The 24,543-nt window shown below is 73.8% G+C and carries 11 protein-coding genes; 3 read left to right on the forward strand and 8 right to left on the reverse strand.

The window, feature by feature from the left end; translation table 11 throughout:
* Nucleotides 1-4 precede the first annotated feature (4 nt).
* The gene (locus ACFFRH_RS35040) at nt 5-1,294 is read right to left on the reverse strand and encodes a sugar ABC transporter substrate-binding protein (protein WP_344745703.1); all 1,290 of its coding nucleotides are present in this window, start codon (nt 1,292-1,294) and stop codon (nt 5-7) included.
* A gap of 241 nt (nt 1,295-1,535) precedes the next feature.
* On the opposite strand from ACFFRH_RS35040, the gene ACFFRH_RS35045 reads away from it, so the two are divergent.
* Nucleotides 1,536-2,561, forward strand: coding sequence for a LacI family DNA-binding transcriptional regulator (locus ACFFRH_RS35045; protein ID WP_344745704.1), 1,026 nt, complete (start codon nt 1,536-1,538; stop codon nt 2,559-2,561).
* 82 nt (nt 2,562-2,643) lie between these two features.
* Here the strand turns inward: ACFFRH_RS35045 and ACFFRH_RS35050 are convergent, their stop codons facing one another.
* Entirely contained in the window at nt 2,644-4,458 is a 1,815-nt protein-coding gene (locus tag ACFFRH_RS35050) for a ThuA domain-containing protein (RefSeq protein WP_344745705.1), read from the reverse strand.
* 120 nt (nt 4,459-4,578) lie between these two features.
* Nucleotides 4,579-7,527: a lectin gene (locus ACFFRH_RS35055; protein WP_344745706.1), complete on the reverse strand. Its 2,949-nt coding sequence runs from the start codon at nt 7,525-7,527 to the stop codon at nt 4,579-4,581.
* 1,180 nt (nt 7,528-8,707) lie between these two features.
* Between ACFFRH_RS35055 and ACFFRH_RS35060 the strand changes: the two genes are divergently transcribed.
* On the forward strand, nt 8,708-10,159 hold the full coding sequence (locus tag ACFFRH_RS35060; protein WP_344745707.1) for an arabinofuranosidase catalytic domain-containing protein: 1,452 nt from the start codon (nt 8,708-8,710) through the stop codon (nt 10,157-10,159).
* A 113-nt stretch (nt 10,160-10,272) separates the two neighbouring features.
* On the opposite strand, the gene ACFFRH_RS35065 is transcribed toward ACFFRH_RS35060, so the two are convergent.
* The gene (locus tag ACFFRH_RS35065; RefSeq protein ID WP_344745709.1) at nt 10,273-10,944 is read right to left on the reverse strand and encodes a response regulator; all 672 of its coding nucleotides are present in this window, start codon (nt 10,942-10,944) and stop codon (nt 10,273-10,275) included.
* A gap of 31 nt (nt 10,945-10,975) precedes the next feature.
* Entirely contained in the window at nt 10,976-12,193 is a 1,218-nt protein-coding gene (locus tag ACFFRH_RS35070; protein ID WP_386161709.1) for a sensor histidine kinase, read from the reverse strand.
* Between the two features lie 255 nt (nt 12,194-12,448).
* On the opposite strand from ACFFRH_RS35070, the gene ACFFRH_RS35075 reads away from it, so the two are divergent.
* Entirely contained in the window at nt 12,449-13,513 is a 1,065-nt protein-coding gene (locus ACFFRH_RS35075; RefSeq protein WP_386161711.1) for a carboxymuconolactone decarboxylase family protein, read from the forward strand.
* Nucleotides 13,514-13,556: 43 nt separating this feature from the next.
* Here the strand turns inward: ACFFRH_RS35075 and rfbC are convergent, their stop codons facing one another.
* The 3 genes from rfbC to ACFFRH_RS35090 form a co-directional block, all read right to left on the reverse strand.
* The gene (gene rfbC / locus ACFFRH_RS35080) at nt 13,557-14,156 is read right to left on the reverse strand and encodes a dTDP-4-dehydrorhamnose 3,5-epimerase (protein WP_344745712.1); all 600 of its coding nucleotides are present in this window, start codon (nt 14,154-14,156) and stop codon (nt 13,557-13,559) included.
* A 375-nt stretch (nt 14,157-14,531) separates the two neighbouring features.
* Nucleotides 14,532-20,300, reverse strand: a complete 5,769-nt coding sequence (locus ACFFRH_RS35085; protein ID WP_386161714.1) for an SDR family NAD(P)-dependent oxidoreductase — start codon at nt 20,298-20,300, stop codon at nt 14,532-14,534.
* Nucleotides 20,301-20,464: 164 nt separating this feature from the next.
* A complete protein-coding gene (locus tag ACFFRH_RS35090; RefSeq protein ID WP_386161716.1) occupies nt 20,465-24,496 on the reverse strand; it encodes an SDR family NAD(P)-dependent oxidoreductase in 4,032 nt (1,343 codons plus the stop codon).
* Between the last annotated feature and the right edge of the window lie 47 nt (nt 24,497-24,543).

Here is a 24,543-nt window from a genome sequence, read left to right on the forward strand (position 1 = left end):
CCGCCTACTGGATCGCGCTCGCCGCCGCGCCCTGCGCGTCGGTCATCGCCCGCTGCGGGCTCTTGGCCCCGCTCAGCGCCGCCTGCACCGCGCCCCACATCGGCTCGGAGATCTTCGGGTACTTGGTGCCGAGGTCGTCGCCGGTCCGGCCCTTGGCCGCCCTGACCGCCGCCACCCACACCTCCAGCTCGGGGTTCTCCTTGACCTGCCGGGCCTGCACCTGCTCGGTGGGCGCGATGTACGACAGCGCCGTCGTCGTGGCGAAGGAGTTGTCGGTGCTGGTCAGGCACGTCACCAGCTTCTGGGAGGTGGCGTAGCGCGCGGTGTCGCGCTGCACGGGGATGCTGACGAACTCGCCGCCGGTGGGCGCCGCGGCGGTTCCCCCGCTCTCGCCGGGGACGGGGATGATGCCGTACTCGAAGCCCGTCTCCTTGGCGTTGGCCAGCTGCCAGGTGCCGTTCTCGGCGAAGGCGTACTCGCCGGTGGCGAACTCCTGCCAGCTGGTGGTCTGGGTGTTGTTGATGACGGAGTTGGGGGCGTACTTCTTCTTCAGCCAGTCGGTCCACAGCGTCAGCGCCGACACGCCCTGCGGCGAGTCGAGCTTGGTGAGCTGTGCGCCCGAGCCCCAGAACCAGGGCAGGAACTGGAAGCTGCCCTCCTCGGTGCCGATCGCGGAGAACGTGATGCCCTTCTTGCCCGCCGCCGTGACCTTCTCCAGGGCCGCGGTCAGCGAGGCCCAGTCCTTGACCGAGGCGACGTCCACCCCCGCCTTGTCGAGCACCGCCTTGTTGTAGTAGAGCGCGAGGGTGTTCGCGCCGATCGGGACACCGTAGGTGTCGCCGCCGCTCTGCCCGGCCGCGAGCAGGTTGGGCGAGATGGCGGAGACGTCGAGCCTGTTCTCCGCGGTCGTGGTCAGCACCCCGGCCTCGGCGAGCGTCGACACCACCGGGTTGTCGACGACGAGCACGTCGGGGGCGTTGCCCTGCTGCGCGGCGAGCAGCGCCTTGCCGGTCAGGTCGCTGGTGTCGTAGCCCGTGCGCTCGATCGTCACCCCGGCCGCCGTACCGCAGGTGTCCAGCAGCTTCACCCAGTCGGAGGTCTTGTCGTACTGCGGATAGGGATCCCACACGGTGTAGGTCCCGCCGCCCGCCGGCTCCCCACCGGCCTCGGCGCCGCCGCCGGCCGTGGTGGCCGAGCACCCGGCCAGGAGGCCCGCGGTGACGAGGACCGTCAGTCCTCCCAGTCCTCCGCCCAGCGCGCGCCGGCTCCGCTTCGGTGATCTCGCTGCTTTCACGGGCCGGCCGTCCTTCCTGGGGGCGTTACGCGCCTGTTTCCGATCGGCGTCGAATCGATTCCTCGAATCGGTTCGACCGAGAGTAAGTCGGCCCCACGGCCGCGTCAATGGCGGTGGCGAAGTTGCACGGTGAGCGGCTGTTCAACGGGCTCTCGCCGGGTCGCCCGCCCCACCGCCTCGCGGTGAACCGGTTCGATCTAATATGTGGAAGCGTCGAGGCCGATCCATCTGAGGAGTGCCGGTGAACATCGGGGAGATCGCCAAGCGGTCCGGCGTGTCGCGCAGCACGGTGTCCTACGCGTTGAGCGGCAAGCGGCCGGTGTCGGAAGGGACCCGGCGGCGCATCCAGGCGGTCATCGACGAGCTCGGTTACCGCCCCAACGCCGCGGCCAGGGCGCTCAAGGAGGGCAGGACACGCACGATCGGCCTGGTCATCCCCCCGGCCAGCCGGCGCCTCACCGACGTCCAGCTGGGCTTCGTGGCCAGCGTGGTCGACGCGGCCGCGCGCGCCGACCTCGACATCCTGCTCTCACCGTCCGGCGGCGAGCACGACCGCTCGTTCGAGCGCGTCGTCACCGGCAGCCGGGTCGACGGGGTCATCCTCATGGAGATCCGACTGGAGGACGAGCGGGTCACCCGCCTGCGGCAGACCGGGCTGCCGTTCGTCGGCATCGGCCACACCAGCCGGCCCGACGAGATGACCTGGGTGGACATCGACTACGAGACCCTGATGGCCCGGTGTGTCCGCCATCTCGCCGACCTGGGCCATCGCCACATCGCCCTGGTCAACCGCTCGGCCGAACTCGTCGCCGCCGGGTACGGCCCCAGCCACCGGGCGCAGCTCGGCTTCACCGAGGCCGTCGCCGAGCGGGGGCTGGAGGGTGTGGAGGTCTGCTGCGCGGACGACGCGCAGGCGGGGAGATCGTGCGTCGAGCGGCTCCTGGCCGCCCACCCCGGGCTGACCGCCATCGCCACCGTCAACGAGGCCGCCATCCCCGGGATGTACCGCGCGCTCACCGACGCGCGCCTGACCGTACCCGGCGACTTCTCGGTCACCGGGGTCTCCGCCCGGCACTGGGCGGAGAACCTGCACCCGCCGCTCACCGCCGCCGACATCCTGGCCGACGAGCTCGGGGCGCACGCCGTCGACCTGCTGGTCCGGCGCATCGCCGATCCCGGCCTCCCGCATCGCCACCTGCTCGTCGCGCCGCCGATCTCGCTGCGGGAGACGACCGGGCCGGCCCGCCCCCGGCCCGGTCGTCCCTGAGCGGCGGGCACGGTGCCGGCCCGCCCCCGCTGGAGCCGGTCGCCGGGAGCGGACCGGCCCCAGGGGGCGTCACATCACCTGGTCAGCCCCGGGTCCACTTCTGGTTGTTGGCGCCCAGGCAGGTCCAGATGTGCACCTTGGTGCCGTTGGCGGTGCCGTTGCCGGACACGTCCAGGCACTTGCCGCTGCCGACCGCGGTGATGGTGTTGTCGGAGTTCAGGCGCCACTTCTGGTTGTTCTGGCCGTTGCAGTCCCAGATGATCACCGCGGTGCCGTTGGCTGTGCCCCCGCCGTTCACGTCCAGGCACTTGTTGCCGTAGACCCGCAGCTCGTTCGAGGCGGTCGTGGTCCACTGCTGGTTGGACCGGCCGTTGCAGTCCCAGATGTTCACCGCGGCGCCGTTGGCCTGCGAGGCGCCGGAGACGTCCAGGCACCGGCCCGACGACACGCTCCGCAACGCGCTCGTGTTGGCGGTCGGGGTCGGGGTCGGGGTCGGCGTGGGCGTCGGGGTGGGGGTCGGCGTCGGGTTCACGCCGCCCAGTTCCTTGATGCGGATGTTGCGGAACGACGCCACGTCGGGGGACCCGTGGTTCTGGATGCCGATGTAGCCCTGCTGCAGCGAGCGGACCGGGTCGGTGTTGGTGAAGTCGTTGATCTTCACACCGTTCAGGAACACCTGCAGCCGCTCACCCTCCACCAGCAGTTCGTAGGTGTTCCACTGACCCGGCGGGTTCAGCGCCGCGTCGCGTGCGGCGAGGTCCGCCGCCTTGAACCCGTAGACCGCCCCGGTCGTCTTGTCCGCGCTGTCGGTCGCGTCGATCTGCACCTCGTGCCCGGTGTTGAGCGCCGCGCTCGGGTCAGTGGTGGCCGGGAACCCGACGATCACCCCCGAGTTGGAGTCGCCGTTCAGCCTCCAGTCGAGCTTGAGCGAGTAGGAGCCGAACTCCTTGGCGTTGTACCAGAGCATGCCCATGCCGCCCTGGGAGCTCAGCGTGGCGGAGCTGTTGGTGAACGAGCCCGGCCCGGCCTGCGTCCAGCCCGTCGTCGACCCGTTGTACAACGTCGTGTAGCCGGTCTCCGGGCGGCAGTCGGCGTTGGTCGCCTTGGCCGCGTACCGGATCCCGCCCAGCAGCAGCGTGCGGAAGTTCGAGTCCGCGTACGACTCCTGGGTATGGCCCAGCCCGGTGTAGAACGAGCGGCCGGAGGACTGGGGACGGCACCAGGTGATCGGGTGGTCGCCCATCCCGCCGCCGCTGTAGGTGCTCTCGTCCAGGTTCTGCAGGACCCGCACGTTCGGGCGGGGGTTGCTCCGGAAGCTGTACCACTCGTCGGTCCGCGTCCAGGTCGTCCCCAGGTGGGCGGTCGCGGCGTGCGCCCGGTTCTCGTTGCGTACGGTGGCCTGCTGGATCGCCGGGTGGCTGTTGAACCAGGCGCCCACCAGCTGCCCGTAGTAGGGCCAGTTGTACTCGGTGTCGGCGGCCGAGTGCACCCCCACGTAACCGCCGCCGCCGTCCACGTACGACTGGAAGGCGTTCTGCTGGCTGTCGTTCAGCACGTCACCGGTGGTGTTGAGGAACACCACCGCCTTGTACCGGGCGAGGTTGGAGGTGTTGAAGACACCGGCGTCCTCGGTGGCGGTGACGGCGAAGTCGTTGGCGGACCCCAGGTCGCGGATGGTCTGGATCCCGACGGGGATCGCGTCGTGCCGGAACCCGGCCGTCTTGGAGAAGACCAGCACCTCGAAGGCGGCGGCCTGGGCGGGGAGGGCGGGGATCAGGGTCGTGGCGGCGGCGGCGGTGAACGCCACCGCGGCCACCGACAGGCGTCGCAGCACGGAGGTCCTGCGGCCGTCACCCCCGGTGCGCCCGAGCGCGGCGGGGGTCAGATGTCGAAGCATGGGTGTCCTTCCGTCGTGGCGCCCGGCGCGGCCCTTTTCGGCGATGAGCCGGGCCGCTCCGGGCGCCACATCGATGACGTGCTCGTGGTGTGGTCGGGGTCGCGTGTGTGGCGGATCGCCTCAGACGCGGGTCCACTTCTGGTTGTTGGCGCCCAGGCAGGTCCAGATGTAAACCTTGGTGCCGTTGGCGGTGCCGTTGCCGGACACGTCCAGGCACTTGCCGCTTCCGATCCCGGTGATGGTGCCGTCGGAGTTGAAGCGCCACTTCTGGTTGTTCTGGCCGTTGCAGTCCCAGATGAGCACCGCGGTGCCGTCCGCCGTCCCGGCCCCGCTCACGTCCAGGCACTTGTTGCCGTACACCCGCAGCTCACCGGAGCTGTTGGAGGTCCACCGCTGGTTGGTCCCGCCGTTGCAGTCCCAGATGTTCACGGTGGCGCCGTTGGTCTGCGAGGCGCCGGAGACGTCCAGGCACCGGTTCGAGGCCACTCCCCGCAACGCGCTCGTGTCACCCGAGGGTGTCGGGGTCGGCGTCGGCGTCGGGGTGGGCGACGTACCAGTGCCGAAGGTGAAGGCGTCCAGGTCGAACAGGTAGCCCTGGCCGGTCGCGCCGCGGAAGACGAGGTACAGCGTCGTGGCGCCGCCCGGCGCGCCGCTCAGGCTCGCCGAGACGTCGGCGAAGGTCTCCCAGCTGCCGGTGCTCCCGACGTTGACCGTGCTCAGCAGCGTGCCCGTGGCCGAGCCCGCGCGGACCTCAATCCGGCCGCCCACGCCCGCCGAGGACACCCGCGCGGTGAACCTGTTGGCGCCGCTCAGGTTGTACGGCGTGAAGGAGATCCAGTCGCCGTCGTCGACGAAGCCCACGGTCTTGCCGCCCTCGGCGCTGGTGTGGTCGGCCGTCTGCACGCCCTGCTGGGCGCCGAAGTGCTCGCTCTGCCGGTGCCGTGGTTGCAGCGTCCGACTGCTGGTGGAGGTGAGGCCGCCCCCGTCGGTGTAGGAGGCCACGAAGACGCCGAAGATGTTCGCCGCGGAGTCGTGCTCGCCGTCGACCGGCACCGCGATGGAGCCGCTGCAGCCGGTCTTGGAGGTGATCTGGTGGGCGTGGCTGTCATGACCGAGCGAGTAGGTCACCGTCACCTTGGAGCAGTCGATCGTGCCGTCCTCCGGGTCGCTCACGGTGACCTGGAACGGCACCGTGTCGCCGAAGGAGAACAGCTGACCGTCACCGGGGGTGGTGAGCGTGACGGCCGGGGCGGTGTTGCCGACGGACACGCTCACGCTCGCGCCTCCGGTCAGCCCCTGCGGGTCGCGGACGGTGAGCGTGGCGGTGTACGAGCCGTTGGTGCTGTAGGTCTTGCTCGGGTTCGCGGCGGTGGAGGTGGTGCCGTCGCCGAAGTTCCACGAGTAGGTCAGCGCGCCGCCCTCGGGGTCGGAACTGCCCGCCGAGGAGAAGTTCACCGTGAGCGGGGCCGGTCCCGAGGTCTTGTCGGCCGAGGCCTTGGCGATCGGGTTGCGGTTGGCGGCCTGGCCGATGTACTCGATCCGGTAGAGCGCCTGGTTGTTGCTGCCGGTGCCGTAGTCCAGCACGTACAGCGCCCCGTCGGGGCCGAAGGCCATGTCCATCACCTGCGTGCCCGACCAGGGGAAGGAGGAGATCTCCCCGTAGCCGCCGTCGCTCTTCACCTCGATGGCCTTGATCCAGCGGCGGCCGTACTCGCCGGCGAAGAACCGCCCGTCGAGCACCTGGGGGAACTTGACGCTGGAGTTGAGGTTCGCGTCGAACCGGTAGACCGGGCCGCCCATCGGCGACTCCGAGCCGCTGCCGAACTCCGGCGGCGAGCCGGAGTCACCGGCGTACCTGATCCACGCCGGCTTGGCCGCGGGCAGCGTGGTCAGGCCGGTGTTGCGGAAGGAGTTGTTGGTCGGGCCACCCGAGCAGTTGTACTTCGAGCCGGTGCTGTTGGAGGAGAAGTTCCACTCGTTGTAGGTCTCGTTGGTGCTGTTGGAACCCGTGCAGTACGGCCAGCCGTAGTTGCCGGCGGCGGTGACGCGGTTGAACTCCACCTGCCCGCTCGGGCCCCGGCTGGAGTTGGTCGACCCCGCGTCCGGCCCGTAGTCGCCCAGGTAGACGACGCCGGTCGCCTTGTCGACGCTCATCCGGAACGGGTTGCGGAACCCCATCCCGTAGATCTCCGGCCGCGTCTTCGCCGTTCCCGGCGCGAACAGGTTGCCGCTGGGGATCGTGTAGGTGCCGTCCGCCTGCGGCTTGATCCGCAGGAGCTTGCCGCGCAGGTCGTTGGTGTTGCCGGCCGAGCGCTGGGCGTCGTACTGCGGGTTGCGGTTGGTCCGCTCGTCCAGCGGGGAGTAGCCCGCCGACTCGAAGGGGTTGGTGTCGTCGCCGGTGGTCAGGTACAGGTTGCCCTGGGCGTCGAAGTCGATGTCGCCGCCCGCGTGACAGCACTGGCCACGGTCGTTGGCGACCCGCAGGACCACCTTCTCGCTCGCCGTGTCGAGCGTCTCATCCGATTTGAGGGTGAAGCGCGACAGGTAGAACTCGCCCTTCCACTGGTCGAACTGCGACTGGGTGCCGGTGGCCGGGGCGTCGCCGCTCGGCGTGCTCAGCCGGGGTGAGTAGTACAGCCAGACGTACCGGTTCGTGGCGAAGCCCGGGTCGACCGCCACCCCCTGGAGGCCCTCCTCGTCGTGGGTGTAGACGTTGAGCCTGGCGGCCACCTTCGTGTTGCCGTTGACGTCGGTCACGCGCAGCGTGCCGTCGCGGGCCGTGTGGAGGACCGACCGGTTCGGCAGCACGGCCAGTGACATCGCCTCGCCCAGCTCGTTGCCGCCAGACGCGAGCGGCACTTGCTGGTAGTCGGACGCCGGGATGTTCAGCGCGAGCGCCTGGTACGGCGCGTTCGCGCCGCCGGCGCCGGACGACGACGCGTGCAGGGCCGGGGTGGCCGCGAGGGTGGAGGTGACCGGGGCGACAAGCGTGATCGCCGCGGTCAGCGCCGCGGCGAAGACACCGGTCAGGACCGGTCTGCGCGCCCCGGCGGGCGAAGGTGGTTGCACGGTGGTTCCTTTGGGGAGTCGGGGGGTGTGGGTCAGGTCACGCCCTCCTCCTCGGGCGGGCGATGCCCTCCCGAGGTGGAGGCCGTCGTCGGACGGGGAGGTGTACGACGGCGGCCGGCTGCGCGGATCCGGCTACGAGGCCGGCCGGATCCCGTCGTTCCACGGCACGACGACCGGGCTCGGCGGACCGGTGGAAGCGGTCTCCCGGCCGTCACGACGCCGGCGGGGGTGGTCACGCCGGACCAAGACCGGCCTCCTCCGCGGAGCTCGTTCGATCGGTCACGTGCTTCTCCCCGGATGGCGCGCCTCACCGGTGACACCTCGGAGGAGGGCATGGCGAGGCGAGGCTGTGGACGTCGAGATGGCCGGTCACGACACGGAGGGCCGCGTGGCGCCTCCACATCCCGCTCATGTGATCCAGCCGCGGAGGCACCGGAAGGATCACCCCCGGAGACCTCACTACCAATTACGTTCCGGTCACTTATGTCCGTCAAGTCCTTAAGCCTACTTATTTCCCAATATGCACACCGAAACTCTCGGCGTGGTGAGCTGTTTTGCACCGTCATCTGCGACGATGTCCGATACACGGTCATCCGCGCCGATCGGCCCGTATGAAACGTTCACATGTGTCGTACTGATCAGACGTCCCCGCTCCGCCGCGAGGGCGCCCCCGGCGACCGCCGCGGGGAGGCCCGGCGGGGGCTCCTCCCCCGGCCTCCCGGCTCCCGCCCCAGCGGGTCGTCGGCCGTGGCGGAAATCCGAACCGGTTCGATCCCAGGGGGTCCGGACGGGCCACGAGCAGGCGGGCGGGACGGGTGAGCGTTTCCCCGGGCCCGGCTCCCGGCGGGACGCGGGCATCGCCGGCGGGAGCCCGCCGGGAGAATCCGGCAGGCAGCCCGGCAGGACTGAGTCTTGACAAGCGGTCCGACCGTCGTATGTGCTTCGCTGTGCACCACCGTCACCTCCTCCCCGGTGGATTCAGAACCTTGTCGAATCGATTCGTGCTCGCAGTGGCGACCGGCTCCTCGACGGAGCCTCGCGGCCTTCCGAGCGCGTCTGTCTCCGCCAGGCCCTACCCCCCTCAAGGAGCACGACAATGCAGGCTTCCCCCATCCCCTTACCGGGCCGGATGACGAGTGGGCGGCGCTCTCGAACGGCCGTCGTCGCCTCTGTCGTAACGGTGCTGACGACCCTCCTGGCCGCCGGCCTGACCTGGTGGGCGCCGGCCTCGGCGGCGACCACGCCGCTGGTGGGCACGGCGTCGGGCCGGTGCCTGGACGTCTCCGGCGCCTCGCAGGCCAACGGCGCCGCGGCGAACATCTGGGACTGCAACGGGCAGCCCAACCAGCAGTGGACCACGACCACCTCGAACGAGCTGCGGGTCTACGGCGGCAAGTGCCTGGACGTCTACGGCGCGGGCACCGCCGACGGCACCGCGGTGATCATCTGGGACTGCAACGGCCAGAACAACCAGAAGTGGCGCCTGAACTCCGACAACACCATCACCGCGGTCGGCAGCGGCAAGTGCCTGGACGTGTCCGGCAACGGCACCGCCAACGGCACCAAGGTGCACATCTGGACCTGCCACGGCGGCACCAACCAGAAGTGGTCCACCGGGACCCAGCCCAGCCCGACCCCGACGATCACCCCGACGCCGCCCCCGCCCGGCGCGCGCCCGTGTGACATCTACGCCTCGGGCGGCACGCCGTGCGTGGCCGCGCACAGCACGACCCGGGCGCTCTACGGCGCCTACGGCGGCAACCTCTACCAGGTCAGGCGCTCCTCCGACAGCACGACCCGGAACATCGGCGTGCTGACCGCGGGCGGCGTCGCCAACGCCGCGGCGCAGGACTCGTTCTGCACCGGCACCACATGCGTCATCACGGTCCTGTACGACCAGTCCGGACGGGGCAACGACCTGTGGTACCAGGGATCCAGCGTGGTCCCCGGCTCCCCGCAGAGCAGGCCCGCGACCGCGACCACCGAGTCGCTCACCGTCGGCGGCAACAAGGCCTACTCCCTCTACATCAACCCCGGCAACAGCTACTGGCGGGACGGCCACCTGACCGGCGTCCCCACGGGCAGCGCGCCCGAGGGCATGTACATGGTGACCAGCGGCACCCACGTCAACAGTGGCTGCTGCTTCGACTACGGCAACAGCGAGACCACCAGGAAGGCCGACGCCGCCGGCGCGATGGACGCCATCAACTTCAGCACCCAGTGCTGGTTCGGCGGCTGCTCAGGGAGCGGCCCGTGGGTCCAGGCCGACCTGGAATGGGGCCTGTTCCCCGGCGGCAGCCAGGCGTGGAACCCCAACCAGCGGGCCTTCCCCCACAAGTTCGTCACCGCCACGCTGAAGAACAACGGCACGACCCGGTTCGCGATCAAGGGCAGCAACGCCCAGTCCGGAAGCCTGTACACCCTGTACGACGGCCAGCTCCCCAACGGCTACAGCCCGATGAAGAAGCAGGGGGCGATCATCCTGGGCAGCGGCGGCGACTGCTGCAAGCCCGACGGCGGCGCCAACCTCAGCGCGGGCACCTTCTACGAGGGGGCCATGGTCGCCGGCTACCCCAGCGACGCCACCGAGAACGCCGTCCAGGCCGAGGTGATCGCCGCCGGCTACCGCTGACCGGTCCCAGGACACGGTCCCCGACTCGACCGCCGGCCACCCCCAGGGAGGAGGGGGTGGCCGGCGGTGCCCCCGTCCGCGGTGGCGGGTGACCTCCGGCCACCGCGAGCGGGTCACGGGGCGCCCGCGGAGCAGGGCACGACCAGGCCCGACTCGTAGGCGAGGACGACGAGCTGGGCGCGGTCGCGGGCACCGGTCTTGATCATGGCCCGGCTGACGTGGGTCTTCGCGGTGAAGGGGCTGATCACCATGTGCGCGGCGATCTCGTCGTTGCCGAGGCCCCGGGCAACCAGCGCCACCACCTCCCGCTCGCGCCTGGTGAGGACCTTCAGCGCGTCGTCCGTGTTCGTGCCGGGGGGCCGGGAGACGTACTGGCCGATCAGCCTGCGGGTGATCGCGGGCGAGAGCAGGGCGTCCCCCCGCGCGGCCACCCGGACACCGTGCAGCAGGTCCTCGGGCTCGGTGTCCTTGACCAGGAATCCGGCCGCGCCCGCGCGCAGGGCGTCGAAGACGTACTCGTCGAGCCCGTAGTTGGTCAGGATCACGACGTGCACCCCGGCCAGGCCCGGGTCGGCGGCGATCCGCCGGGTCGCCTCGATGCCGTCGAGCACGGGCATCTGGATGTCGAGGAGCACGACGTCGGGGACGTGGCGGGCGGCCAGCTCGACGCCCCGCAGCCCGTCGGCCGCCTCGGCCACCACCTCGATGTCGTCCTCGGCGTCGAGCAGGGCGCGAAAGCCCGCGCGGATGAGCGCCTGGTCGTCGACGAGCAGCATCCGGATCACGGGGCGCCCTCCGCGAGGAGTCCGGCGCGCGTCACGCGGGACCGTCCACGGGGAGTTCGGCGCGGACGCGGAAACCGCCCTCGGAGCGGGGGCCGGCGCGCAGCCGCCCGCCGAGCGCGGTGACCCTCTCGCGCATGCCGCTCAGCCCCACCCCCGGCACCGGCTCCGCGCCGGGCGCCGCCCCGCCGTCGTCGTCGATCTGCACGGTCAGCTCCTCCGCGCCGTAGGTGATGCGCACCGACGCCACCGCGGGACCGGCGTGCCGGGCGGCGTTGGTGAGCGCCTCCTGGACGATCCGGTACGCGGTGCGGTCGACGTCCGCCGAGAGCGGCCGCCGCTCCCCGTCCACGACCACGGTCGCGGGCAGGCCCGTCGCCCGCGACCGCTCGACCAGTTCGGGGAGGCGGTCGAGCCCGCTGCCGGGCGGCCCGTCGTCGCGCAACACCTCCAGGGTGGCGCGCAGTTCCCGCATGGCCTCCCCGCTGGCCTCCTGGATGGCGAGCAGCGGTCCGGGCACCTCCTCGCCCCGCTTGCGGGCGAGGTGGACCGCGACCCCGGCCTGCACCTTGATCACGGAGATGCTGTGGGTGAGCGAGTCGTGCAGTTCCCTGGCGATCCGCAGCCGTTCCTCGTCCGCGCGGCGGCGGGCCGTCTCCTCGCGGGTGCGTTCCGCCTCGGCGGCGCGGTCCTCCGCCCGCCTCAGGTCGTCCCCGCGGTGGCGGGAGACCACGCCCATGACGCCCGCGGCGACGAACCAGCCGACCAGCAGCCCGGTGGACTGCTGCGGGAACCCCCCGGTCCCGGCCCCGGCGCCGGATGACAGGCCGGCCGCCAGCTCGCCGCCCAGGAACACGGTGCCCGCGGCCACCGCGGCGGCGCGGTGACCGGCCAGGACGGCGGTGTAGACGGCCACCAGCACCGGGAAGGCCGCCGAGGGCCCGACGGCCGCCCGCACGGAGTAGACCATCATGCACGCGGCGGTGACCAGCGCGACCACGACCGGGAAGCGGCGCCGGGCGGCGAGCGTCAGGGTGCCGGCGAGCAGCAGCGCGTACTCGATCGGCCCGTGCGGGGCGCCCTGCGCGGGCCCGGCGAGCGTGCCGGCCACCAGCAGCAGGGCGGTCCCCCCGGCGAGCGCCGCGTCCGGCACCTGTCCGCGGCCGCCCCTTCCGCGCACGCGATCGCGCCACCCGTACGCGCGCCCCCGCCATCCGCGCACGTGATCGCGCCATCCGCGCATGCGACTCATGTCCGAACAGTAGACCGGGCGCCGCGTTCGCCGCCTCCTCCACGGAGAGGGGACCGGGGCTACTCCCGCTGGAGTAGCCCCGGGGTCGCTACGCCCTCGGGGCGGGCCCGGGAGCATCCGCCGGTGCGACGCCCGGGAACGGGCGGGTCGGCGACCATCGGCTCACCGGACCGGCCTCCGCCGGGACCGGAGGCGGTGGCGTTCCGGCCACCCACCACGAGGGGACGACGACAGATGGCGAACACCTTCCGATACGTGACTCCCGTCACGCCCGAGGCCGCGACCGGCCGGATCGCCGGGGTCTACGGCCAGGCGGCCACCGACTTCGGCCTCGCCAGGATGCCGGTCCTCATGACGCTCTCCCCCGCGCCCGACCTGCTCGCCGCGACCTGGGCGCTGCTGCGCGAGTCGCTCGTGGCCGGGCCCGCCTCCAGGACGGGCAGGGAGGTGGTCGCGCTCGGCGTGTCCGTGGCCAACCGCTGCCCGTACTGCGTCGCCGCGCACACCACCCTGCTGCACGCCACCGGCGACCACCGGCTGGCCGAGGTCATCGCCCGCGGCGGCACGCCCGCCGACCCCGGGCACGCCGCGCTCCTCGACTGGGCCACGGCCACCCGCACGCCGGGCGCGGCGCGGCCGTCGGCGGCGGCGTTCCCCCCGGAGCACACCGCCGAGTACGCCGGCACCGCCCTGACCTTCCACTTCATCAACCGCATGGCCTCGGCCCTGCTCGCCGACAGCATGCTGCCCGGCAACCTGCACAGGTCACGGCTGGTCCGCAGCCTGGGCGGCAGGGTGCTGGCCCGCACCGTGCGCAGGCGGCTGCCGGCCGGTGAGAGCCTCCCCCTGCTCGCGGAGCGGCCCGCGCTCCCGGAGCCCGCCTGGGCGGCGGGCACACCGGTGGGCACCGCCTTCGCCGCGCTGCGGACGGCGGCGGGCGCGGGCGGGGCGCTGCTGGGCGAGCGGGCCCGCGCGACCGTACTGGAGACCGTGGGCGGGTGGGACGGCGAGCATCCGGCGATGGGCGGCGGATGGCTGGACGGGCCGCTGGCGGGCCTGCCCGGCGCCGACCTGCCGGGGGCGAGGCTCGCCCTGCTCGCCGCGCTGGCACCGTACCGGGTCACCGACGCCGACGTCGCGGCCTGGCGGGCCGGCCACCCGGACGACGCCGACCTGGTGCGGCTGCTCGCGTACGGCGCGATCACCGCTGTCGAGGGCGTCGAGACGTCGATCCGCCGGGGCCTGCCCGCACCGTCCGGAACGGGATCGCGGCCGGTGTCACCGCCGGTGTCGCGACGGGCGTCGCCGCCGTCGCCGTGAGGCCGGCGGCGCCGGGCTCACCCCGTAACGGTGGGGCGCCGCCTCAGGCGCGGAGCCCGGCGTAGAAACGGCGGCACTCCTCGTACACGGGGAGCAGGCCCCGCCGCCCGGCCTCCGCGAGGGAGGGCGCCGCCGCGTCCTTGGCCGACAGCAGCGGCGTCGCCCCGCCCGGCCAGCCGATCCCCAGCTCACCGTCGAAGGGGTCGACCCCGTGCTCGCGTCCCGGCGCGTAGCCCTCGGAGCACAGGTACACCACCGTCGCCTCGTCGCTCAACGCCATGAACCCGTGCCCCAGCCCCTCCGACACGTACACCGAGCGGTGGCCGACGTCGTCCAGCACCACCGACTCCCACCGCCCGAACGTCGGCGACCCCACGCGCAGGTCGACCACCACGTCGAAGACCGACCCGCGCACACACTTCACGTACTTGGCCTGCCCCGGCGGGACGTCCGCGAAGTGCACCCCCCGCACCGTCCCGCGACGCGACACCGAGAGGTTCGCCTGTGCCAGTGCCAGCCCCTGCCCCGTCGCCCCGCCGAACGCCCCGCCGTGGAACCACTCGTGGAAGCTCCCGCGCTCGTCCGCGAACACCTCCGGTTCGAAGACCCACGCACCGTCGATACCGAGCGGACGCATGCCCATGTGCCTCACTCTCCCTCCGAGATCGCTCCCGCTCCCGGGTGGCGGCGCTCGCCGGGACCGTTCCAGGGGCCGATGAGCCGATTGTCACGGATAGGGGCCGATCGAACGGATGATCCGGGCAAGCTGGCCACTTCTGGTCATCAAAGACCGCCAGGGCGTCATGGACGGCTCCGGGACTCGGGGACTCCGGCGCTGGGGGGCTCTGGGGCTCCGGGGCTCCGGGGCGAGGGACGGGGAGCCCTTCCGGAGGGGGCCGGCGGTCGGCGCGCGGGGAGGGGACGGCGACCGGTGCGACGGGAGTTCACGGGCCGCTCGGGAGGGCGCCGCCACCGGTGCCGGACCGGGGATGAGTCCGGCACCGGCGGCGGGCTGTCCTCAGCGGTCGCCGGGTGGTGACTCCAGCGACTCCAGCCAGCCCTCGATGGCGCGGGCCATCGAGGGGGACTTGTCCTCCAGCATGGTGTAGTGGTCGCCCTCGATCTCACGGAGGACGTGCTCGGTGTGCCAGGAGGCGCGCCAGTCGTCGGTGACCGGCACCTCACCGTCGAAGCCGGTGAGCGGGGTGTCCGGGTGCAGGAACAGGATGGGCGCCCGCACCTCCCCCACCGTGCTCTCGCGGAACAGCCGGTAGTAGCGGCCCATCGCCGCCAGCCGCGCGCTGGTGAACGGGCCGAACGACGCCTCCCTGTCGAACATGCCCCGCACCAGTTGCATGCCGATGTCGTCGATGACCTTGTCGTCGGGCATGAAGGTGTCCAGCAGGATCAGTCCCACCGGGTTGACGCCGATGCTCTCCAGGTAGCCGACGGCGGAGTGCGCGAAGATCCCGCCCGCGCAGTAGCCGAGGACCGCGAACGGCTCGCCCCCCGCGGCCCGGCGTACGGACTCCGCCCACAGGCGCACCGCGGCGTCGGCCGTTCCCGGAAGCCTCTCCTCCTTGGCGAAGCCGGGCACCGTGAGCGCGTAGAGGTCCCGTACGCCCCGGAAGTTCGCCGCGAGCCGGGCGAACTGGGTCGCCCCGCCCAGCGCCATGGGGGTGCTGAAGCAGAACAGCGCGGGCCCGCCGGGGCCGGAGGCCAGCTTGACCGGCGGCGGGATCTCGTCGAGTTCCTCGATCGAGGAGAAGGAGGGGCGCAGGTCGGCCATGGCCCGCAGGAGGCCCATCGCCTCGTGCATCTTGCCCGCCTTCGCCGCCTCGTGGAACAGCGCGCTGGGGGTCTCCGAGGGGTCGGCCCCGCCCGGTGCGCCGTCTCCGCCGCCCAGGCGGGCCGCCAGCTCACCCAGGAGGTGTTTCGCCAGGTCGGAGGGGTTGGGATAGTCGAAGACCACCGTCGCGGGCATCCGCAGCCCGATCGCCTTGACGAGGCCGTTGCGCAGCTCCATGGAGGTCAGCGAGTCGAAGCCCGCCTCCAGGAAGTTCTGGTGCGCGTCGATCGCCTCGGGGCCGGGGTGGCCGAGCGCCCTGGCGGCGTGCGCCCGCACCGCCTCGCGCAGCACGTCCAGCCTCTCCTCCTCGGGAAGCCCGGCGAGCCTGGCCACCAGCGGCGCCCCGCCGGTCTCCTCCTCGTCGTCGCGGCCGCCGCCGTCGAGGATCGCGGTGACCTCGGGGAGGGCTCGCAGCAGCGGGCGGGACCTGGACAGGGTGTACGCGGGGGCGAACCGGCTCCAGTCGATGTCGGCCACCACCAGGTGGGACTCGTCGTGGTCAAGGGCCTGGCCGAGCGCGGCCGTGGCGGCGGAGGGTTCCATCGCCCGCACGCCGAGGCGGCGCAGCCGGGAGCCGACCTCGTCGTCCACCATGCCGCCGCCGCCCCAGGCACCCCAGGCGACGCAGGTGGCCGCCAGTCCTCGCGCGCGGCGCCGGGCGGCCAGCGCGTCCAGGAACGCGTTCGCCGCGGCGTACGCCGCCTGTCCCCCCTGGCCCCAGACGGCGGCCCCCGAGGAGAACAGCGCGAACAGGTCCAGCGGACGGTCGCCCAGCAGCTCGTCCAGGTGCCGGGCGCCCGCGACCTTGGCCAGCCCGACCTCGGCGAACTCCTCGACCGTGGTGCCGGCCAGCGGCGCGCCGTCCTGGACGACGCCGGCCGCGTGGACCACCGCGCGGAGCGGGTACCGCTCGGGCAGCGAGTCCAGCAGGCGGCGCAGGTCCTCGCGGTCGGCGACGTCGCACGCGGCGATCGTGACCGTGACGCCCAGCCCCGAGAGCTCGGCCTCCAGCTCGGCCGCGCCCGCGGCGGCGCGACCGCGCCGGCTGGTCAGGAGCAGGTGCTCGACGCCCCGGCCCGCCAGCCAGCGGGCCACGTGCGCGCCGACCCCGCCGGTGCCGCCGGTGACGAGCGCGGTACCGCTCAGCCGCCGGACACCGCCGGGACCGGTCTCGCGGGCCCGGCCCGCCGTGCCGGGAGCCTCACCGGGGCCCGACGCCACCGCGGAGTCCGTTGAGCCCGTGGAGTCCGCGGAGTTCGGGGAGTTCGGGGAGTCCGCGGGTCGTCCGGTGGCGGGCTCGCCGAGCGGTGCCCGTACCATCCGGCGGGCGAGGATCCCGTTCTCCCTGACCGCGAGCTGCTCCTCCCCGCCCGGCCCGGCCAGCACGCCGCAGAGGCGGTCGACGGCCCGCTCGCCGGGGGCGGGGGGCAGGTCGACGAGGCCGCCCCAGGTGTCCGGGTGGTCCAGGGCGAGAACGGTGCCGATCCCCCAGACCTGCGCCTGGAACGGGGCGGCGTCCTCGGGACGCCCTGCCTCCGAGGAGGACCCGGGGGTGCCGGTGTCCACCGCGCCGGAGGTCACGGCCCACAGCGGGGCGGTGACACCGGCGTCGTTCAGGGCCTGGACGAGCGTGACGGTCGCCGCCGTGCCGTGCGAGAGTCCCGGGTGCGCCGGGTGGGGGCGTTCGTCCAGCGCCAGCAGGGAGAGCACGCCGGTCACGGGCTCGTCGGTGAGCCGGTCGCGCAGCGCGGAGGTGAGCGCGGCGCGGTCCTGCCCGGCCACCTCGACGGGCACCACCCGGGCGCCGTGCCGGGCGAGTCCCGCGACGACGGCGTCCACTGTGTCCGCTGTGTCCGCTGTGTCCCTCGCAGGGTCGCCGCCGGCGGGCAGGGCGACCAGCCACGAGCCGGTCAGCGTGCCGCCCGCCGAGTCTCCGACCGGCCGCCAGGCCACCCGGTAGCGCCAGGAGTCGATCGTGGCGCGCTCCCGCGTGCGCCGCCGCCAGGAGGACAGCGCGGGCAGCACCTCGTCCAGGACGCCGGGGGCGATCCGCAGGTCGTCGGCGAGGCTCAGCGCGTTCCCGTGCTCGACCGCCTCCCAGAAGGCGGTGTCCACCGGGTCGGCGGCCGGGGCCTGCGCGACCGGCGCGGACTCCAGCCAGTAGCGCCGCCGCTGGAAGGCGTAGGTCGGCAGGTCCACCGGGACGGCCCCGGGGTACAGGCCCGACCAGTCGACGGTGACGCCCCGGACGTGCAGTTCGGCGGCGGAGGTCAGGAGCCTGGGCAGCCCGCCGTCGTCGCGGCGCAGGGTGCCGGTGACGACGGCGTCGTGGCCGAGCGCGTCGAAGGTCTCCTGCAGGCTCATGGTGAGCACCGGGTGCGGGCTGGTCTCGACGAACACGCCGTACCCCTGCGCGGCGAGCGCGCGGACGGCGCCGTCGAAGCCGACGGTGCGGCGCAGGTTGGTGTACCAGTACTCGGCGTCGAGGGCGGTGTCGCCGACCCAGTCGCCGGTCACCGTGGAGATCATCGGCACCTCGCCCGCGCGGGGCTCGATCGGCCCGAGGTCGCGCAGCAGGCGCTCGTGCAGCTCCTCGACCTGCGCGGAGTGGGAGGCGTAGTCGACGGGGACCTTCCTGGCCCGTACGCCCTCCGCGGTCAGCTCGTCGATCAGCTCGTCGAGGGCGTCCGGGGTGCCGGAGACCACCACCGAGCGGGCCCCGTTGACCGCCGCGACGGAGATCCGGTCCCGCCAGGGTTCCAGCCGCGCGGTCAGCTCCGCGACGGGCAGCGCGACGGAGACCATGCCTCCGCGCCCCGCGAGCACGTCGCCGATGGCCCGGCTGCGCAGGGCGGCGACGCGGGCGCCGTCGTCGAGGGAGAGCGCGCCGGCGACCGTGGCGGCGGCGATCTCGCCCTGGGAGTGGCCGATCACGGCGTCGGGGCGGATGCCGTACCCGCTCCAGAGCCGGGCCAGCGACACCATGACCGCCCACAGCGCCGGCTGGATCACGTCCACCCGCTCCAGCGCGGGCGAGCCGGGCTCCCCGCGCAGCACGCCGGACAGCGACCAGTCCACGAACGGCGCCAGTGCCCGCTCGCAGTCGGCGACGTGCGCGGCGAAGGCGGGGGACGCGGCGAGCAGCTCGGTGGCCATCCCGGCCCACTGCGAGCCCTGGCCGGGGAAGACGAACACCGTCTTGCCCGGCGTCCCGGCCGCCACCCCGGTGACCGCGCCGGCGGCCTCGTCGTCCGAGACCAGCCCGCGCACCCCGGCCAGCAGCTCCTCGCGGTCGCGTCCCACGACCACGGCCCGGTGCGGGAAGGCGGTGCGCGCGGCGGCCAGGGCGAGGCCGATGTCGGCGACCGGCCGTCCCGGGTGCTCCTCGGCGTAGGCGAGGAGCCGGTCGAGCTGGGCGCGGAGGACGGGAGCGCTCTTCGCCGAGACGGTCCACGCGGTCGCGGCCTCCGGCAGCGCGAGCGCCGGCGCGGCCTTCCCCGCCTTCCCCACCTCCCCGGCCTCGCCGGGCTCCCCGGCCGGCGCCTCGGGGGCGGGGGCCTGCTCGACGATCACGTGGGCGTTGGTGCCGCTGACGCCGAAGGAGGAGACACCCGCGCGGCGGGGCCGGTCGGCGTCGTCCGGCCACTCGACGGATTCGGTCAGCAGCCGGACGTTCCCGGCCGACCAGTCCACGTGGGAGGAGGGCTCGGACACGTGCAGGGTGCTGGGCAGGACCCCGGCGCGCAACGCCATCAGCATCTTGATCACGCCCGCGACCCCGGCGGCGGCCTGGGTGTGGCCGATGTTCGACTTGATCGAGCCCAGCCAGAGCGGCCGGTCCTCGGGGCGGTCCCCGCCGTACGCGGCGAGCAGGGCCTGCGCCTCGATCGGGTCGCCGAGGGTGGTGCCGGTGCCGTGCGCCTCGACGGCGTCCACGTCGAACGCGGCGAGACCGGCGTTGGCCAGCGCGCGGCGGATGACCCGCTGCTGGGACACCCCGTTGGGGGCGGACAGGCCGTTGCTGGCGCCGTCCTGGTTGACCGCGGAGCCGCGGATGACGCCGAGGATCGGGTGGCCGTTGCGGCGCGCGTCCGACAGCCGCTCCAGCAGCAGCATGCCCGCGCCCTCGCCCCAGCCGGTGCCGTCGGCGTCGTCGGAGAACGCCTTGCAGCGGCCGTCTCGCGCGAGGCCCCGCTGGCGGCTGAACTCCACGAAGGTCTCGGGCGTGGCCATCACGGTCACCCCGCCCGCCAGGGCGAGCGTGCTCTCCCCGCGCCGCAGCGAGTCGCACGCCCAGTGCAGCGCCACCAGGGACGACGAGCACGCGGTGTCGACGGTGACCGCCGGGCCCTTGAGCCCGAACACGTAGGCGACCCGCCCGGAGATCACGGCGGTGGAGTTGCCGGTCAGCAGGTGGCCCTCCACGCCCTCGGGCAGCGCGTCCAGGCCGGTGCCGTACCCGCTGGAGAAGGCACCGACGAAGACGCCGGTCTGGCTGCCCTTCAGCGACGCCAGGTCGACGCCGGCCCGTTCGAAGGCCTCCCACGACACCTCGAGCAGCAACCGCTGCTGCGGGTCGGCGGCGAGCGCCTCGCGCGGGGAGATGCCGAAGGAGCCCGCGTCGAAGTCCCCGGCGTCGTAGAGGAAACCGCCCTCGCGGGTGTAGCTGGTTCCGGGCCGGGTGAGCTCCGGGTCGTACAGGGCCTCCAGGTCCCAGCCCCGGTCGCCGGGGAACTCCGAGACACCGTCGCGGCCCTCCGCGACGAGCCGCCACAGGTCCTCGGGGCTGCGCACACCCCCGGGGAACCGGCATCCCGCCGCGATGACCGCGATCGGCTCGCGGTCCTTGGCCTCCACCTCGCGCAGCCGCTGCTGGGCCTGCTGGAGGTCCGCGGTCACCCGCCGGAGATAGCCGAGGAGCTTCTGCTCGTCCGCCACGTCACGTCACCTTCCCCACACGTCGAGCCGGGCGCCCACCGCTGGGGCGTTCGGCACGGAGAGACCGTTCACCACGGCAGGAACACCACGGAGAGACCGTTCAAGAGACCGTTCATCGGAAAGACCGTTGTCCATCACGGCAGGAACACTCGGGAACACGGGACTCAGAGCCCCCTGTCGATCAGCGCGAACAGCTCGTCGGCGCTCGCCGACTCCACGCCCTCGCCGGTGGCCGCGCCGTTCGCGTCCGGCTCCGGCCGGTCGCCGCGCCACTGGGCCAGCAGACCTCCCAGACGGGTGGCGATCGTGAACCGCGTCTCCTCGTCCGGGGTGATCTCGGTGAGCACCCGGCCGAGCCGGTCGAGTTCCTGCAGGACCTGCGCCTCGGTCGGCGCCTCGTCCGGCGCCATCTCCGCGCGCAGGTAGTCGGCGAGGGCGGACGGGTTCGCGTAGTCGAACACCAGCGTGGCGGGCAGTCGCCTGCCGGTCGCGGCGTTCAGCCGGTTGCGCAGCTCGACCGAGGTGAGCGAGTCGAAGCCCATCTCGTCGAAGGCCCGGTCGGCCTCCACCTGGTCGGCGGAGGCGTGGCCGAGCACGGCGGCGACCTCCGCCCGTACCAGGTCGAGCAGCATCCGGTGGCGGTCGGCGGCGGGGAGCGCGGCGAGCCTGGTGAGCAGGTCCGCGCCGCCCTGGCCGCCCGAGGCGCCCGTCGCGGTACGGCGGGCGGGCGCGCGCACCACGCCCCGCAGCAGCGGCGGCAGCCGGTCGCCCCTCGCCGCCAGCGCCCTGGCGTCGAGGCGGATCGGCACCAGCGCGGACTCCGGCCTGCCCGCGGCCGCGTCGAGCAGCGCCAGCCCCTCCTCGGGCACCAGCGGCACGATGCCGTCGCGGGCCATCCGGCCGACGTCGGCGTCGGTGAGGGTGCCGAGCATGCCGCCCACCTGGGACCAGGGGCCCCAGGCCAGCGACAGCGCGGGCAGGCCCTGCGCGCGCCGCAGCCCGGCCAGCGCGTCCAGGAACGCGTTGGCCGCGGCGTAGTTGCCCTGCCCGGTGCTGCCGAGCGTGCCGGCCACCGACGAGAACAGCACGAAGGCCGACAGGTCGAGGTCGCGGGTGAGCTCGTGCAGGTTCAACGCGGCGTCCGCCTTGGGGCGCAGCACCCTGTCCACCCGGTCGGGGGTGAGGGAGGCGATCGTCCCGTCGTCCAGGACGCCCGCGGCGTGTATCACCGCGGTGAGCGGGCGCTCGGCGGGCACCCCGGCCAGCAGCTTCGCCAGGGCGGTCCGGTCGGCCGCGTCGCAGGCGACGATCTCCACGTCGGCGCCCAGGGCCGTCAGCTCGGCCCGCAGCCGCTCCGCGCCCTCGGCGGCGGGGCCGCTGCGTCCGGCCAGCAGGAGGTTGCGGACGCCGTGGGCGGTCACGAGGTGGCGGGCGACGAGCCCGCCGAGGCCGCCGGTGCCGCCGGTCACCAGCACGGTGCCGTCCGGGTCGAGCGGGACGGGCAGGGTGAGCGCGATCTTGCCGACGTGTCTGGCCTGCGACAGGAAGCGGAACGCCTCGGGGGCACGGCGGATGTCCCAGGCGGCCACCGGCAGCGGCCGGATCTCCCCCCGCTCGAACAGGTCGAGGAGGGCGCGCAGCATCTCCCCGATCCGGTCGTACCCGGCCTCGACGAGGTCGAAGTCGCGGTAGCGGACACCGGGGTGCGCGGCGGCCACGGCCTCGGGCGTACGGAGGTCGGTCTTGCCCATCTCCACGAACCGGCCGCCGCGCGGCAGCGTCCGCAGCGAGGCGTCGACGAAGTCGCCCGCCAGCGAGTTGAGCACCACGTCGACCCCTACCCCGCCGGTCGAGGCGAGGAAGGCGCCCTCGAAGTCCAGGGTGCGCGAGGAGGAGATGTGCGCCTCGTCCAGGCCCAGGGAGCGCAGGACGTCCCACTTGCCGGTTCCCGCGGTGCCGTAGACCTCGGCGCCGAAGTGCCGGGCGAGCTGCACGGCGGCCATGCCCACCCCGCCCGCGGCGGCGTGGATCAGCACCTTCTCGCCCGCCCTCAGCCCCGCCAGGTCCACCAGCGCGTAGTACGCGGTGAGGAAGGCGACCGGCGTCGACGCGGCCTGGGCGAAGGTCCAGCCGCCGGGTACGGCGACCAGCTGGCGGTGGTCGGTGACGGCCAGCGGGCCGAACGCACCGCCGTCGAACATGCCCATCACCCGGTCGCCCTCGGCGAACGCGGTGACGCCGGGACCGACCTCCACGACCCGGCCGGCTCCCTCAAGGCCCATCGCGCCCGCCTCGCCCGGATACATGCCGAGCGCGTTGAGCACGTCCCGGAAGTTCACCCCGGCCGCGCGGAGCGCGACCCGGACCTGTCCGGGCGCCAGCGGGGCGACGGCCTCGGGCGCCTCCAGGAACGTCAGGTTCTCCAGGGTGCCCTTGTCCCTGCTGTCCATCCGCCAGGAGGCGACGCCCTCGGGCGGCGACAGCGCGGCGCCGGTCGCGCGGACGAGCCGGGCGGCCAGCACGGCCCCTCCCTCCCGCAGCGCCACCTGCGGCTCGCCGGTGGCGAGCGCGGCGGGGAGCCGTCCGGCCGACGCGGCGTGGCCGTCCAGGTCGGCGAGGACGAACCGGTCGGGGTTCTCCGCCTGGGCCGAGCGCACCAGGCCCCACACGGCGGCCCCGGCGACGTCGCGGGCGGTCTCGCCGGCCCCGGCGGAGACCGCTCCCCGGGTCACGAAGACCAGCCGGGAGCCGTCGAGGCGGTCGTCGGCCAGCCACGCCCGCGCCAGGTCCAGCGCCCGGTGGACGGCCGAGCGGACGGTCCCGGCCACGACCTCGGCGTCGTCCTCGGTGCTCTCGCGGCCGTGGGACGCGGCGGTCCCGGCGCTATCGGAGGTCACGGCGGTCTCGGGGGTCACGAGAACGACGTCGGGGACCGCCGTGCCGGAGTCGAGGGCCGCGACCAGCTCCTCGATCCCGGCGTAGGACGCCGGTGAGGTCCCGGCCGCGCGCAGCGCCGCCCCGGCACCGGAGGCGTCGGCGCCGAGCAGCGCCCACTCCCCGGCCGGTACGGTCCCGGTCTCGGCCGGGACCCACTCCACCCGGTGCAGCGAGCGCCCGGCGTCGGGGCGGGCACCGGCGAGGTCGGCGGAGCCGATCGGACGCAGCACGAGCGAGCCGATCGACACCACCGGGCGCCCGGCCTGGTCGGCCGCCTCCAGGCGCAGCGAGTCGCCGCTCGTCGGGACCACCCGCACCCGCAGGCCGGCCGCCCCGGCGGCGTGCAGCTCCACCTCCGACCACGTGAACGGCAGCGCGGCGTGCTCCGCCGAGGCGTCGCTCAGGGCGAGGGCGTGCAGCGCGGCGTCCAGCAGGGCCGGGTGGATGCCGAACAGGGAGGCGTCGCCGGCGACGGGCTCGGGCAGCGCGATCTCGGCGAACACCTCGTCGCCGCGCGTCCAGGCCGCCGTGAGGCCGCGGAAGGCCGGGCCGTAGTTGAGGCCGAGGTCGGCGAGCCGGTCGTAGAGGCCGTCCGTCTCCACCGGCTCGGCACCGGGCGGCGGCCACGCGGCGAGCTCTGTGTTCTCGGCGGGCCCGGTGGACCCAGTGGACCCGGCGGACCCGGCGGGAGCGAGGAGGCCGGTGGCGTGCCGGGTCCACGGCTCGTCGGCCGGGAGGGCCTCGGCGCGCCCGTAGACGCTGACCGCGCGGGCCCCGGAGTCGTCCGGGGCGCCGACCACGACCTGCACCTGGACGCCGCCCTGGCCGGTGAGGACCAGCGGGGCCTCCAGGGTGAGCTCCTCGACCCTGGCGCAGCCCGCCTGGTCTCCGGCGCGGACGGCCAGCTCCACGAGTCCGGTGCCGGGGAACAGCACCGTCTCGCCCACCGCGTGGTCGGCGAGCCAGGGGTGCGTACGGGCCGAGAGGCGGGCGGTGAACAGGTGCCCGCCGGAGTCGGGCAGCTCGACGGCGGCCCCCAGGAGGGGGTGGCCGGGGGTGCCGAGGCCGACCGACTCCGGGTCGCCGGACCGGGGGACGTGCAGCCAGTAGTGCTGGTGCTGGAAGGCGTAGGTGGGCAGCTCCACCCGGCGCGGCCCTCTCGCACCGGCCGCGCTCGCCACGTCGGTGAAGAAGGTCTCCCAGTCCACCGCCACCCCCCGCGCGTGCAGGACGCCCAGCGCCGCCACCAGCTCCGACACCTCACCACGATCACGCCGCAACATCGGCACGAACACCGCCCCGGACC

The organism is Streptosporangium vulgare (genome assembly GCF_042428775.1).
GTDB lineage: Bacteria > Actinomycetota > Actinomycetes > Streptosporangiales > Streptosporangiaceae > Streptosporangium > Streptosporangium vulgare.

Coding starts and splice junctions, on each gene's coding strand:
- ACFFRH_RS35050 (WP_344745705.1), bottom strand. CDS start 4,458: ATGCTTCGACATCTGACCCCCGCCGCGCTCGGGCGCACCGGGGGTGAC.
- ACFFRH_RS35070 (WP_386161709.1), bottom strand. CDS start 12,193: ATGAGTCGCATGCGCGGATGGCGCGATCACGTGCGCGGATGGCGGGGG.
- rfbC (WP_344745712.1), bottom strand. CDS start 14,156: ATGGGCATGCGTCCGCTCGGTATCGACGGTGCGTGGGTCTTCGAACCG.